This window comes from Arthrobacter sp. Y3225209, assembly GCF_059090685.1.
This window is the reverse complement of sequence record NZ_JBNHFW010000003.1, coordinates 209,549-221,991: the sequence shown is the minus strand read 5'-3', so window position 1 is coordinate 221,991 and position 12,443 is coordinate 209,549. Positions and strand designations below refer to the sequence as shown.

At 65.2% G+C, this 12,443-nt stretch carries 12 protein-coding genes; 4 read left to right on the top strand and 8 right to left on the bottom strand.

All coding sequences use genetic code 11. From position 1 onward, the window contains the following. Positions 1-32 precede the first annotated feature (32 nt). Both AC5RVB_RS03855 and AC5RVB_RS03850 read right to left on the bottom strand, forming a co-directional pair. Positions 33-1,031 (bottom strand): cation diffusion facilitator family transporter, encoded by a 999-nt coding sequence (locus tag AC5RVB_RS03855; protein ID WP_494142003.1) that lies wholly within the window; start codon positions 1,029-1,031, stop codon positions 33-35. Beyond that, entirely contained in the window at positions 1,028-1,519 is a 492-nt protein-coding gene (locus tag AC5RVB_RS03850) for a transporter substrate-binding domain-containing protein (RefSeq protein WP_494142002.1), read from the bottom strand. The genes AC5RVB_RS03855 and AC5RVB_RS03850 overlap by 4 nt, the downstream gene beginning before the upstream one ends. A gap of 113 nt (positions 1,520-1,632) precedes the next feature. Here AC5RVB_RS03850 and AC5RVB_RS03845 point away from each other — a divergent pair, with 113 nt between their 5' ends. From AC5RVB_RS03845 to groL, 4 genes are all read left to right on the top strand, one after another. After that, complete coding sequence (locus AC5RVB_RS03845; protein WP_227905743.1) at positions 1,633-1,965, top strand: DUF3263 domain-containing protein; 333 nt, start codon at positions 1,633-1,635, stop codon at positions 1,963-1,965. A gap of 70 nt (positions 1,966-2,035) precedes the next feature. After that, positions 2,036-2,668 (top strand): LytR C-terminal domain-containing protein, encoded by a 633-nt coding sequence (locus tag AC5RVB_RS03840; protein WP_227929204.1) that lies wholly within the window; start codon positions 2,036-2,038, stop codon positions 2,666-2,668. Between the two features lie 120 nt (positions 2,669-2,788). Then, positions 2,789-2,992 (top strand): cold-shock protein, encoded by a 204-nt coding sequence (locus AC5RVB_RS03835; protein ID WP_227905745.1) that lies wholly within the window; start codon positions 2,789-2,791, stop codon positions 2,990-2,992. Between the two features lie 356 nt (positions 2,993-3,348). Continuing rightward, the gene (groL, locus tag AC5RVB_RS03830) at positions 3,349-4,986 is read left to right on the top strand and encodes a chaperonin GroEL (RefSeq protein ID WP_227905746.1); all 1,638 of its coding nucleotides are present in this window, start codon (positions 3,349-3,351) and stop codon (positions 4,984-4,986) included. Between the two features lie 110 nt (positions 4,987-5,096). Here groL and AC5RVB_RS03825 read toward each other — a convergent pair whose 3' ends face one another. The 6 genes from AC5RVB_RS03825 to AC5RVB_RS03800 form a co-directional block, all read right to left on the bottom strand. Beyond that, a complete protein-coding gene (locus AC5RVB_RS03825; protein ID WP_227905752.1) occupies positions 5,097-5,387 on the bottom strand; it encodes a WXG100 family type VII secretion target in 291 nt (96 codons plus the stop codon). 164 nt (positions 5,388-5,551) lie between these two features. Further along, the gene (locus AC5RVB_RS03820; protein WP_290245688.1) at positions 5,552-7,033 is read right to left on the bottom strand and encodes a sensor histidine kinase; all 1,482 of its coding nucleotides are present in this window, start codon (positions 7,031-7,033) and stop codon (positions 5,552-5,554) included. A gap of 4 nt (positions 7,034-7,037) precedes the next feature. Further along, positions 7,038-7,751 carry a response regulator transcription factor gene (locus AC5RVB_RS03815; protein ID WP_227905757.1) on the bottom strand — a complete coding sequence of 238 codons (714 nt, stop codon included), beginning with the start codon at positions 7,749-7,751 and terminating at the stop codon, positions 7,038-7,040. Positions 7,752-7,839: 88 nt separating this feature from the next. Beyond that, positions 7,840-9,486 carry a DNA repair helicase XPB gene (locus AC5RVB_RS03810; protein ID WP_227929201.1) on the bottom strand — a complete coding sequence of 549 codons (1,647 nt, stop codon included), beginning with the start codon at positions 9,484-9,486 and terminating at the stop codon, positions 7,840-7,842. After that, a complete protein-coding gene (locus AC5RVB_RS03805; RefSeq protein WP_227905760.1) occupies positions 9,479-11,908 on the bottom strand; it encodes a helicase-associated domain-containing protein in 2,430 nt (809 codons plus the stop codon). The genes AC5RVB_RS03810 and AC5RVB_RS03805 overlap by 8 nt, the downstream gene beginning before the upstream one ends. A gap of 39 nt (positions 11,909-11,947) precedes the next feature. Further along, positions 11,948-12,274 carry a hypothetical protein gene (locus tag AC5RVB_RS03800; protein WP_227905762.1) on the bottom strand — a complete coding sequence of 109 codons (327 nt, stop codon included), beginning with the start codon at positions 12,272-12,274 and terminating at the stop codon, positions 11,948-11,950. Between the last annotated feature and the right edge of the window lie 169 nt (positions 12,275-12,443).

Here is a 12,443-nt window from a genome sequence, read left to right as displayed (position 1 = left end):
CGCCTGCAGCCCGCCACGACTCCGGCGTGGACCTACCCGTCCTTCTCCGCCTGATGGAAGCTGCCGCTGCCGCCTGTTTCATCAGGCAGCGAATCCACCGGGATGATGACTGTGTCCCGCAGTTTCCAATCCAGGTCCATGCAGCCGGCCCGGGCGGCGTTGATGCGTCCGAGCGTCAGATCCTTCTCCCGGCGGGGCACAACGAATGCCTCCACGTGGAATACCTGGCCCTCGTCGCGCACACGGACGCCGGCGTCGCCCACCCAGTCCAGGCTGCGCAGGTACTCCCGGACCTTTCCCCCCAGGGGATGCGGGCCGTCGTCGTCAAAGGTGGTTGCGGTGGTGTCCATCAGGTCGGTGACCGCGCCGCGCATGTTCCGCAGCCCGTCGCGAAGGATGCTGGCTGCAATGAACAGGGCGGCCGCGGCGTCGGCCCACCAGAATCCCAGACCGATCCCCGCGACGCCCACAATGGTGCCCGCCGAGGTCATCCAATCCGCCTTGTTCATGTCGGCGTCCGCATACAGCACCTTGTTGTGCAGCTCGCGGGCCAGCTTCATCTTGGCCCGGCCCAGGAAAACGGGAGGCGCCCCGGTGATCGCCATGACTGCAATCATCAGCCAGCCAAGCCACACGGATTGTCCGAGCAGCTCAATGGTCCCGATGGGAGGGTGTTCCCCCTTCAGCAGGCCGCTGCCGGAGTCGAAGATAAGGAACGCGCCCATCGAGACCAGGGCGACGGCGGCCACCAGATGGGCCACGCCGATGGAGCGGTGGTAGCCGTACGGGTAGCGCGCGTTGGGGCGTTTTCCGGCGATCCGCACTCCCATCAGGAAGGCGAGCGGCGGGATGAAGGAGAGTGCGTCCTCGATACCTGCGGCCTTCATCGCCTGCGAATTGCCCATAACGGTAAAAACCAGGGTCACCGTCACGGCAAGGATGGCAATGGTGAGCCATTCGAGGTGGACGGCGCGGCGAAGGATCTTCTCCTGTTTCGCGTTGAGTTCGGTACGTCCAATCCAGGTGCTCACTGCTGCTCCCCGTGTTCTGCCAGGAATTCCTCCAGCCGGACCAGGAAGGCGTTTTCCCCCAGCGGTGCCGCCATCACGAGCTTGCGCTGCTTGCCGTAACCATCCGTCACTTCGGCATAGGGCCGGGTGAGGGCCGCCTTGTCGGTCCACGGGCTGGAATCGCTCAGGCCGCCAATGACCAGGTCAAGATCGCCTTCCGCGAGCCGCTGCATCAGGTGTTCCTCGCCGGACTCGAAGAATTCCACGTCCGCGTCTACGGATGCGGCGAAGTCACGAACCAGGTCCGTTTCGCTTCCGGCGGGTTCCCCGTCCCCGTCCACCTCCGTGAAGGGTGGGGCGTTGGACACACCCACGCGCAGGGTGCCGCCGGAAACACGCTCCAGTGTTCCCTCCGGATCCGAGGGCAGGGCACTGCAGGAAACCGTGAACGGCACCACCGTGCAGGCGAGGAACAGCAGCCAGACAAAACCGGGAAAGCGTCGAGTCATAGTCTGACCATAGCGCGGTTGCCTGCACAGCGTCCTTGTCCGCGGCAGTGCACTAAATGACAAGCCTGTTATTCCCAATTAGCATGTCTGAGTAGGCAGGACAAGGATCTTTCATGGGAGCACGTGTGGCTGAGGCAGCGGAAGCATCATCGGAAACCGGGCGGTTTTCCCTCGATGAATCGGTGGATCCGGACAGTCCGCTCGGCGTCAGGGAACAGCAGATGCTCGCACTGGAGCGGGCATGGTGGAAATACGCCGGCGCCAAGGAACAGGCCATCCGCGACCTGTTCGGGATGTCGGCCACCGCGTACTACCAGGTGCTGAACGCCCTCATCGATACCGAAGAGGCGCTGGCCCATGACCCGATGCTGGTCAAGCGACTGCGTAGACTACGTACGACCCGCCAGAACGCCCGTACCGCCCGCCGTATGGGCTCCGGCATCTAGCTCCGGTCCACCAACCACCATTTGGCGGCCCAGGATGCGGCGCCACCAGAACAAGGATTGATTCTCCACTATGAGCCAATACCCCAGGGACGAGTTCGACAAGGTCCCCGAAACCTCGGCGCGGCAGGGCGTGCACCGTGAACGCCTCATTCCGTCGCGTTCACGCGGCCTGGGCCTGCTGATCACCGTGGGCGTACTCGCACTGGTCATCGGCCTGGCCGCCTACTTTGTGGTGCCGCGCCTGGGCATTGACCTGGGTGGCGCAGATCCTGAAGCCTCTTCGACGGCGTCGGCACCCGCCGAGCCCGCGGCTTCCCCCACGCCCACACCTGAGGACACCGCCGGCGAGACAGAAGAAGCCGAGGAAACCGCGGCGCCGAGTCCCGCGGCCACGCCCGAGCCCACGCCCTCAGCCGAGCCCGAACCGGCGGTGGACCGGACGCAGCCCGTGACAGTGCTTAACGCCAGTGGAATCAGCGGTCTTGGTGCCTCCGTTTCCGGCCGGATCTCCGGCGCCGGGTGGCCGGTGGGGACGGTGGGTAACTGGACCGGAGTGCCCCAGCAGGCCTCGGGTGTCTATTACAGCTCACCGGACCAGGCAGCCAACGCCCGCGAGGTTGCTGCGCAGCTCGGCATCCCCACGGTTATGGAAACACCCGGATTTGCCGTAGTTACGGTGGTCCTTGGACCCGGATTCCAGTAGCCGCACGGAGAAAAACACCAAAACGTTATCCTCCTGCCCGCATGTGATGCAGAACACCATGGTTAGAGTAATGCCAGCCGCCGGAGGGCGGCACTGAAAAATCACGGTTGGAGAAAGAGCATGGCGCAGGGGATCGTCAAGTGGTTCAACGGGGAGAAGGGGTACGGCTTCATTACCCTCGACGAAGCGGAAACGGATGTATTTGTTCACTGGTCCTCGATCCAGGCCTCGGGTTACCGGACCTTGGAAGAGGGCCAGCGGGTCGAGTTTGAAATAGGCCAGGGGCAGAAGGGTCCCCAGGCTGAAGAGGTCCGGGCCGTATAGCGGCCCGGCGCGGGCCTTGCCCCGTCCCGTACAGGGGAATAAAAGCAGCGGTGGAGCATCAGCTCCGCCGCTGCTTTTGCTTCTCCGGCAGCCTGTACAGGGGATCACTGTGAGGCGCGCGGCAGGGCGGCGTGATGGCTTGCACTCAGTGTGCGGGAGTGCTAATTATTGACTTAGCACTCTTGCCGGATGACTGCTAAAAGTCCGACGGCGTTGAGTGAACCAGCAACCCACTGGGGTGAGGTCAGGGGAGCGCGTAAAGAGATCGCGCGAGCCTGGCCGTCCGTCGCGGGCACCTCGGCAGGAATGCAACATTTTGCTCCAAGCATGACTGTTCCGGAAGGACGATAGCCGTTATGGCCAAGATCATTGCATTTGAAGAAGAGGCACGCCGCGGCCTCGAGCGCGGGCTGAACACCCTCGCCGATGCCGTCAAGGTGACCCTCGGCCCGCGTGGCCGCAACGTGGTTCTGGAAAAGAAGTGGGGTGCCCCCACGATCACCAACGATGGTGTTTCCATCGCCAAGGAGATCGAGCTGGACGATCCCTACGAGAAGATCGGCGCAGAGCTGGTCAAGGAAGTTGCCAAAAAGACTGACGATGTTGCCGGTGACGGCACCACCACGGCAACCGTCCTGGCCCAGGCACTGGTTCGGGAAGGCCTGCGCAACGTTGCCGCCGGCGCCGACCCGCTGAGCCTGAAGCGCGGCATCGAGAAGGCCGTTGCGGCCGTCACCGAAGAGCTGCTCGCTTCCGCCAAGGAAATCGAGACCAAGGAGCAGATTGCTGCTACCGCTTCCATCTCCGCCGGTGACCAGCAGATCGGCGACCTGATCGCCGAGGCACTGGACAAGGTGGGCAAGGAAGGCGTCATCACGGTCGAGGAGTCCAACACCTTCGGCCTGGAGCTGGAACTCACCGAAGGCATGCGCTTCGACAAGGGCTACATCTCCGGTTACTTCGTCACCGACGCAGAGCGCCAGGAAGCGGTCCTCGAGGATCCGTACATCCTGATCGTCAACTCCAAGATCTCCAACGTCAAGGATCTGGTTGCCGTCCTCGAGAAGGTCATGCAGTCCGGCAAGCCGCTGCTGATCATCGCCGAAGACGTTGAGGGCGAAGCCCTTGCCACCCTCGTGGTCAACAAGATCCGCGGCACCTTCAAGTCCGTAGCCGTCAAGGCACCGGGCTTCGGCGACCGCCGCAAGGCCCAGCTGGCTGACATCGCCATCCTCACCGGTGGCCAGGTCATTGCCGAAGAAGTTGGCCTGAAGCTTGAAAACGCCACGCTCGACCTGCTCGGCAAGGCCCGCAAGGTTGTTGTCACCAAGGACGAAACCACCATCGTTGAAGGTGCAGGCGACGCCGAAGAGATCGCCGGCCGCGTGAACCAGATCCGCGCCGAGATCGAGAACTCCGATTCCGACTACGACCGCGAGAAACTGCAGGAACGCCTGGCCAAGCTGGCCGGCGGCGTTGCAGTCATCAAGGCCGGTGCCGCAACCGAGGTTGAGCTGAAGGAACGCAAGCACCGCATTGAGGACGCCGTCCGCAACGCCAAGGCTGCCGTTGAAGAAGGCATCGTCGCCGGTGGCGGCGTTGCACTCATCCAGGCCGGCCTGAAGGCCTTCGCCAACCTGAACCTTGAGGGTGACGAAGCAACGGGCGCCAACATTGTCCGCGTTGCCATCGACGCTCCGCTGAAGCAGATCGCCTTCAACGCCGGCATGGAGCCGGGCGTTGTGGTGGACAAGGTCCGCGGCCTGCCCGAAGGCTTCGGCCTGAACGCAGCCACCGGCGAGTACGAAGACCTGCTGGCAGCCGGCGTCAACGATCCGGTAAAGGTGACCCGCTCTGCCCTGCAGAACGCGGCCTCCATCGCCGGCCTGTTCCTGACCACCGAAGCTGTGGTTGCGGACAAGCCGGAGAAGGCCGCTCCCGCCATGGGCGGCGGCGACGAAATGGCCGGCATGGGCGGCATGGGCGGCTTCTAAGCCCCCGGTTGCTCCCAGCTGACGCGTAAACAGGCGCGGTACCCGCACAGGGTGCCGCGCCTGTTGCGTTACCCCGGACCGGAGGGCCCTCCGGGGCGGTATTCCGCAGGCTAATGCATGAACAGCGAGGTGTTTGCCGCTTCGGTTTCGGCGTACTGGGCGGACGCGAAAGCCAGGGCCTGGTTGATGCTGTCCAGCGACTCCTCCACCCGTGCCTGCGTGGCGCGCCAGTCGGTGACCAGCGACTGGAAATTGGCCGACGCCGACCCCCGCCAGATCTCGCTCAGCGACGCGAGCCCGGTCTGCATTCCGTTCACGTCCGCCCGCAGGCGTTCGATGGTTCCCTGCACTTCGGCGCTTTTGGCGGAGAGCGCCTCACTGTCCACAGCAAATAAAGGCATGTCTTTTCCTCCTGGTAGGAACTCACTATCGGTACCGGGAAGGCTAATACTCGCTGCTGAGCCGCTGGACGGCAGGGGCGGCGTTGTGGGCGCACTGCCCTGCCCGCAGGCCGCCTGCAGGGCTGGGGAGGCCGGGTGGACCACAGGGTGATCCGGGTCCGGAGTCAGGATTCCGGGTTGTCCCCGGTATCCGTGTGATGCTCGTGCTCGGGCAGCTGCTCCGGTGCCCGGTACGGGAGCCGGATGGAGAGGGTGGCTCCGCCGCCCTCGGTTTCCACGAGCCGGACGGTTCCGTCATGCTGGGCCACCAGTGCGGCCACAATGGCCAGTCCCAGGCCCGTGCCCCCGGTTTCCCGGTAGCGGGAGGAATCCGCCCGGTAGAAGCGCTCAAAGACCCTGGCGGCGTCGTCCTCGGAAATGCCGGGACCGTGGTCGCGTACCTCCAGCACCGCGTCCATGCGGTCATGGATCACCGGGGCCACGCCCACGGCCACCTCGATGGGGGAGCCCTCGGGGGTGTACCGCAGCGCGTTGGTCATCAGGTTTGCCACCACTTGCCGCAGGCGGGCTTCATCGCCAATGGTGGGCGCGCTCTGCGGTCCGTTGCCGTCCAGGCCCACCACCCTGATGTCGCGGTCCGGGGCGCTGGCACGTGCGTCCATGGCGGCGTCGTTGCCCAGGATCATCAGGTCCACCGGTGCATACTCCAGCGGACGCTGTTCATCCACGCGGGCCAGGGTAAGCAGGTCCTCCACCAGCTGGCCCATCCGCTTGGCTTCGCTTTCAATCCGGCCCATGGCGGCCGCTACCTCTTCGGGTTTCTGCAGGGCACCGTGCCGGTACAGCTCCGAGAAGCCCCGAATCGTCACCAGCGGGGTGCGCAGCTCATGCGAGGCGTCCTGGATAAAACGGCGCATTTTGCGTTCGGACTGCGTGCGTGCGGCGAAGGCCGTTTCGATGTGCGCCAGCATGGCGTTCAGCGAGCGGGACAACCGGCCGATTTCGGTGGCGGGGTTGCCGACCTCCACACGGCGGCTCAGGTCTCCGGCGGCAATGGCAGCGGCCGTTTTCTCCACCTGGCTCAACGGCCGGAACTGCCGGGTCACCGCCCAATAGGCAATTCCGGTGGCGCCGAGGGTACCCAGCAGCCCTACGGAAAAGACCAGGGAGGCCGCCTCATCAACCGTGGCGGCCACGGAGTCCAGCGGAACCGCCACGGCCACGGAGCCGGGCAGATTCGCAAAATCGTAGATCCGCACGCGCCAACCTTTGGACAGCGGAGCCGTGCCGCGGACATCAAAGCCGCGCGTATCCATCTCTGCCACCTGCTCGGCGGTGTAATTGCCCAGCAGCGGCACATCCGTGGCGGATTCCGAGTGGGTGGCCGGACCGTGCGTTCCGTCCTCGTTCAGGTACAGGCCGTAATAGCGGAAAAGCGAGGCATCCGTGCTGGCCTCGTTGACCACCAGATAGCGCGAGACGTTCGGGGCGTTTTCCTCAATGTCCGCGTCCAGCCGGCCAACCAGGATCTGGCGCAGTACGTAGATCGTGGCGAGGCCGGTGATGGTTACCGTCACCACCATCAGCACGGCCATGATGGCGACAAGCTGCGACCGCAGCGACGCGGATTTCCAGCGGCGTATCAAGGGCCTAGCGCTTCTCCGAAGAGCGAAGCAGGTAGCCGACGCCGCGCTTGGTCTGGATCAGCGCGGGCGCGTCCGGGCTCTTGTCGATTTTCCGGCGCAGGTAGGAAATGTAGGACTCCACAATGGAGGCGTCGCCGTTGAAGTCGTATTCCCACACGTGGTCCAGGATCTGCGCCTTGGACAGCACCCGGTTGGGGTTGAGCATCAGGTAGCGCAGCAGCTTGAATTCGGTGGGGGAGAGGTCGATGGTGACGCCCCCGCGCCGGACCTCGTGGGCGTCGTCGTCGAGCTCCAGATCATCCACCCGGATGACTGCGTCGTCGTCGTCCAGCGGCTGGGTGCGACGCAGCACCGCCCGGATGCGGGCGACTACCTCGTCGAGGCTGAAGGGCTTGGTGACGTAGTCGTCACCGCCCACGGTCAGCCCGGTGACCTTGTCCTCGGTGTCGTCGCGGGCAGTCAAAAAGACCACGGGGAAGTGCTGTCCGGCCGCGCGCAGGCGCCGGGTCAGCGTAAAGCCGTCCATGTCCGGAAGCATCACGTCCAGGACGGCCAGATCCGGGTTGTGGGAGTCAACGGCGGCCAGGGCCTCACGGCCGTTGGCGGCAGCGACGACGTCGAAACCGGCGAACCGCAGCGAGGTGGAGAGCAGCTCGCGGATGTTCGGCTCGTCATCAACAACAAGTAGGCGTGCTTCAGGGGTAGACGATTTGTTCACCCCGCCAGTTTCTTACATTTAGCTGGACGTTGTCTGTAGGTGGACCGGATAGTTCCTGAATGGCGCCGGGGAATCCTAAAGGTCCCCGCTACACCGGTTTTTCGATATCGGAGGCGTCCAGGATGGAATAGGCGTAGCCCTGCTCGGCCAGGAACCGCTGCCGCTTGGCGGCGAAGTCCTGGTCCAGGGTGTCCCGGGCCACCACGGTGTAGAAGTGTGCCGCCTTGCCATCGGCTTTGGGCCGCAGCAGCCGGCCCAGCCGCTGGGCCTCCTCCTGCCGGGACCCGAAGGAGCCGGAGACCTGGATGGCCACGGAGGCTTCGGGCAGGTCGATGCTGAAGTTGGCGACCTTGGACACCACCAGGGTGTTCAGCGTTCCCTCACGGAATTCGTTGAAGAGCCGCTGGCGTTCCTTCACCGGGGTGTCGCCCTTGATAACGGGAGCGTCCAGGCGCTCCGCCAACTCGTCCAGCTGGTCCAGGTACTGTCCGATCACCAGGGTCTGCTCACCCGTGTGCCGGCGGACCAGCTGTTCGACGACGCCGGTCTTGGTTTCCGAGGTGGAGCACAACCGGTACTTGTCGCCGTCCTCGGCCATGGCGTAGGCCACCCGCTCATCCCGAGGCAGGTCCACCCGAACCTCGATGCATTCGGCCGGAGCAATGTAGCCCTGCGCCTCGATGTCCTTCCACGGCGCGTCATAGCGCTTGGGGCCGATCAGGGAGAAGACCTCGCCCTCACGTCCGTCTTCCCGGACCAGGGTAGCGGTCAGGCCCAGCCGGCGCCGGGCCTGCAGATCCGCGGTCATCCGGAAGATCGGTGCCGGCAGCAGGTGGACCTCGTCATAAATAATCAGTCCCCAGTCATTGGCGTCCAGCAGTTCCAGGTGCGGATACAGGCCGCCGCGCTTGAGCGTGAGGACCTGGTAGGTGGCGATGGTGACCGGCCGGACCTCCTTCACCGCGCCGGAGTATTCACCGATCTCGTCTTCGGTCAGCGAGGTGCGCTTGAGCAGCTCATCCTTCCACTGCCTGGCGGAGACGGTGTTGGTGACCAGGATCAGGGTGGTGGTGGAGCTGGTGGCCATGGCTGCCGCGCCCACCAGGGTCTTGCCCGCCCCGCACGGCAGGACCACCACGCCGGAGCCTCCGGCCCAGAAGTTCTCCGTGGCCAGCTTCTGGTAGGGCCGCAGCGCCCAGCCGTCCTCGTTGAGCAGAATGGGGTGCGGAGTCCCGTCGACATAACCGGCCAGGTCCTCAGCCGGCCAGCCAAGCTTCAGGAGCAGCTGCTTCAGCTGTCCGCGCATGGCGGACTGGACCACCACGGTTTCGCCGTCGATCCGCGGACCCAGCAGCGGCTGGATCTTCTTGGCGTGCATAACTTCTTCCAGCACCGGGTAGTCATTGGTCCGCAGCACCAGCCCGTGCTGGGGGTCCTTTTCCAGCCGCAGCCGCCCGTACCGGGACATGGTGTCTTCAATGTCGATCAGCAGCGCATGCGGCACCGGGAAGCGGGAGTAGGTCAGCAGTGTGTTCAGCACCTGCTCGGCGTCGAGGCCGGCAGCGCGGGCGTTCCACAGACCCAGCGGGGTGAGCCGGTAGCTGTGGATGTGCTCGGGGGCACGCTCCAGCTCGGCAAAAGCCGCAATGGCATGCCGGGCCTCGGTAGCCTGCGGGTGATCGACTTCCAGAAGAATCGTCTTATCGCTTTGGACAATCAACGGTCCGTCAACCATGTGCCGGGCTACCCTCCACTATTTCCACGTCCATAATCCGATGTACTGACACTGTACGTTCCACGTCATGCCGCGGGTCGTAGACCCGCACCCTGCCCTCATTCACTGAAAGGGGAACAAAGATCTCCTGGCGCTGATTCCCCTGGCTGTCCACCACGCCCATCCGTACAGAGCTTTTTGTCCGGATAGCCTTGCGCAGGGTTTCCAGGCTGACCAGGGACTCGGTTTCACCGCTGGTATGCAGCACTGGCCCAACGCCGCGGAGGGCAGCGAGCTGCCTGTCCAGATCCTCATCTGTCAGCTCCCACTGGTTCAGTCGGGTCCTGGAAGACGACGGCGCAGCTACGGGAACCATCCGGTGGGAGCCGACCGGTTTGCGGGCCGGTCCCTCCAGTGCAGGCGGATACCCCAGTTCCCGCAGGGAAAACGTGAGTTCCTTGGCGGACACGCCAGCTGCCACGACGGTGGGCGCAAGCCGGACCAGGCCCAGCGACGCGGTGCGCGGGTCCGCGAGCAGCGCGCTCAGCCCTTCCTCATCGTCGCTGCGCAGATAGGACCCGGCGGTGCCGACCCGGAGCCGGCCGTACCGGGCGGCGGTGTCCTCCACCAGGTAGCTCAGCGGCTGGGGGACTTCGGTGGCGGAATGCTGGCGCAGGAACCTGAGGATGCCTTCGGCGTCGAGTCCTTCATCCAGGGCACGGCGGATGGATTCGGCCGAGAAACGGTAAATGGTGGCCGGGCCCTGGCCTTCGGCGGTGGAAATCAGCGCCAGTTCACGCGCGACGTCGGGCTCCAGGTAGCCGGGCGCGATGGCGGTCAGGTCCGCCTGCAGCAAAAAGGAGTTCAGCGGCGCCGGCAAAGCATCGCGCAGCACGGAGGCGGCCCGCACGTAGTCGCCCTCGGACACGGCGGCGCCCAGGACGGTCAGGGCGCCGGAACCGAGAAGTCCCAGTTGTGCCGCTTCCCGCAGAATGCCCGGCACCAGGCGGGCAAAACGCCGCTGCAGGCGGGGCTGGTGCCAGGTGAGGGCGCTGATGAGGTCCTCAGTGTCAAAGGCGTTCACGGAGTCCCCGGAGCTTTCGACTTCCGAGAGCAGTGCCAGCATTTCCAGGGCCCGGCGCCGGACCACCGGAGCGTCGGGGCGGGAGACTTCGGCGGCCAGCGCGTTGACTGCTCCGCCGGCCGGCAGCGGTGCACCGACCAGTGAGGGAGCCCTGTCGGCGTCCAGCCAGGCTTCCACCAGCCGCCGCCACTGCTCCTCACGGCTGGCCTGCAGCCAGTCTCCTTCCGAGGCGCCCCAGCGGGACGTTGCGGCGTCCAGGGTCAGCAGCCCGGCCAGGGCGGCCAGTTCCAGCAGCCAGGAGGTGGCCGCGCCGTCGAGGCGCAGGGATTCGGACAGCCGCCGCACTTCACGCACGCCCACACCGCCAGAGCGCAGTGTCCCTACCGGGTTTTCCGCAGCCAGGCCCACCAACTCCGTCACCAGGCGGAGGGTTTCAGCCACGGCTCCGAACGCAGCATTGTCGCGCAGGTTGCGCGCTACGGGGCGCGGGTTGGGGCGGGGTGCTTCCAGTTGGAAGTCGGCCACGATGACGTGGCCGCGGGACGCCTGTCCCACCGGGCGCGGCAGTTCCACATGCAGGGCATCAAGGGGGACGAGGAGGCCGCGGGCCACCAGCCATTCCACCGCTGTGGGCGAAGGGTTTTCCAGCACGGCACGTCCCAGGGCGGCTTTTTTGGGAATGGTGCCCACCGGTGAATATTTAAACCTGCGGAGCAGTTCGGCAGTCTGGGGAGGTGCCCCGCTCATCAGCGATGCCCAGGCAACCGGGTCGGACACCAGATGATGCAGCGCGTGGGCAGCGGTAGCCGGGGTGTCGGCTTTCTCTACAGGCAGCCCGGCGCTGCGCAGCCCCTCGACTATGCCTACGAGACGCTGCCCGAACTCGGGATGCTGGGCGGCAAGCGTGGAGTAGGGGCGGCCCAGGCCCGCCGGATAGGCGCCCAGCGCCTCGCCAAGAACGGAGACCGGCAGGTAGAAGCGGCGCGTGGCATCTGCTTTGGGGGCTCCCGGATGCGGTTTCGCCCGGCGCAGCAACGCAAGGGAATGCAGGTGTCCCAGAATGACGTCCAGGGATTTGATCGTGGATCCGGCAATCGCGCCCTTGAGCCAGGACGCAGTGGTGCTGAGATGTGAATCCTCGTTGGTGGTCAGGTCCACGGCTTCGAGGACCTGCAGCTCCGGAGCGGTGAGTTTCTCCAGGATCCGCTGCACGCTGACCCGGGTGGACGCACGTGCCGCCAGGGCCTGGAAATCAGGTACCGGCGGAAGTACGAGATCGGGCCGGGCCGTGAGCAATTCACGCAGCTGGTCGTCGCTGCGTGCGGCTAGATCATCGGCCAAAGCTCGAATCGCGGACATCAGCACCACGTTACCTGAGGAGGGAGGGAAACGGACCGATCAGCCCCGGCGCCTGCGCCTGATTGAATCGATGACCAGGCCCGCCATCAGCACGAAGGCAAGGGGCAATGCATAAAAGGTTGCTGCGACCAGCCAGGGCTCAACGGTCCGTCCCTGCAGGGAAAGGAAGAGAACCGCTGCCAGAGTGCCGAGGCCAAACAGTGCCAGCACACCCGCAAGGGCGGCAGCGATGCGGCGTAGGGGAGACGTGCCGTTGGAGATGCCGGACCCTTTCTGTGGCTGCGGATCATGGAACTTCACATCTTCGGACTGCGGAGATTGCGCTGCCGCAGTGGCCCGGACCGCGTCCGGTGGCGTGGTGCTCATGGTTATTAACGCTAACAGCGGAAAACCAGCCGACAAAGGGGAAGGCTTGGAGGCGGATTCCCTTGTCGGGATATTCTAAAGGGAACAGACTTCCCCGTAGTATCTCTGGGGTACGGAGCGCCGCTTCCGTGCCGGACTGCGGGTCACACGAAAAGGCAGGCAACCCTGC

Bases quoted from the DNA above. Each gene is read 5' to 3' on its own strand.
- AC5RVB_RS03850 (WP_494142002.1), bottom strand. From the start codon at position 1,519: ATGACTCGACGCTTTCCCGGTTTTGTCTGGCTGCTGTTCCTCGCCTGC.
- AC5RVB_RS03845 (WP_227905743.1), top strand. From the start codon at position 1,633: ATGGGAGCACGTGTGGCTGAGGCAGCGGAAGCATCATCGGAAACCGGG.
- AC5RVB_RS03840 (WP_227929204.1), top strand. From the start codon at position 2,036: ATGAGCCAATACCCCAGGGACGAGTTCGACAAGGTCCCCGAAACCTCG.
- AC5RVB_RS03835 (WP_227905745.1), top strand. From the start codon at position 2,789: ATGGCGCAGGGGATCGTCAAGTGGTTCAACGGGGAGAAGGGGTACGGC.
- groL (WP_227905746.1), top strand. From the start codon at position 3,349: ATGGCCAAGATCATTGCATTTGAAGAAGAGGCACGCCGCGGCCTCGAG.
- AC5RVB_RS03825 (WP_227905752.1), bottom strand. From the start codon at position 5,387: ATGCCTTTATTTGCTGTGGACAGTGAGGCGCTCTCCGCCAAAAGCGCC.
- AC5RVB_RS03810 (WP_227929201.1), bottom strand. From the start codon at position 9,486: ATGGTTGACGGACCGTTGATTGTCCAAAGCGATAAGACGATTCTTCTG.
- AC5RVB_RS03805 (WP_227905760.1), bottom strand. From the start codon at position 11,908: ATGTCCGCGATTCGAGCTTTGGCCGATGATCTAGCCGCACGCAGCGAC.
- AC5RVB_RS03800 (WP_227905762.1), bottom strand. From the start codon at position 12,274: ATGAGCACCACGCCACCGGACGCGGTCCGGGCCACTGCGGCAGCGCAA.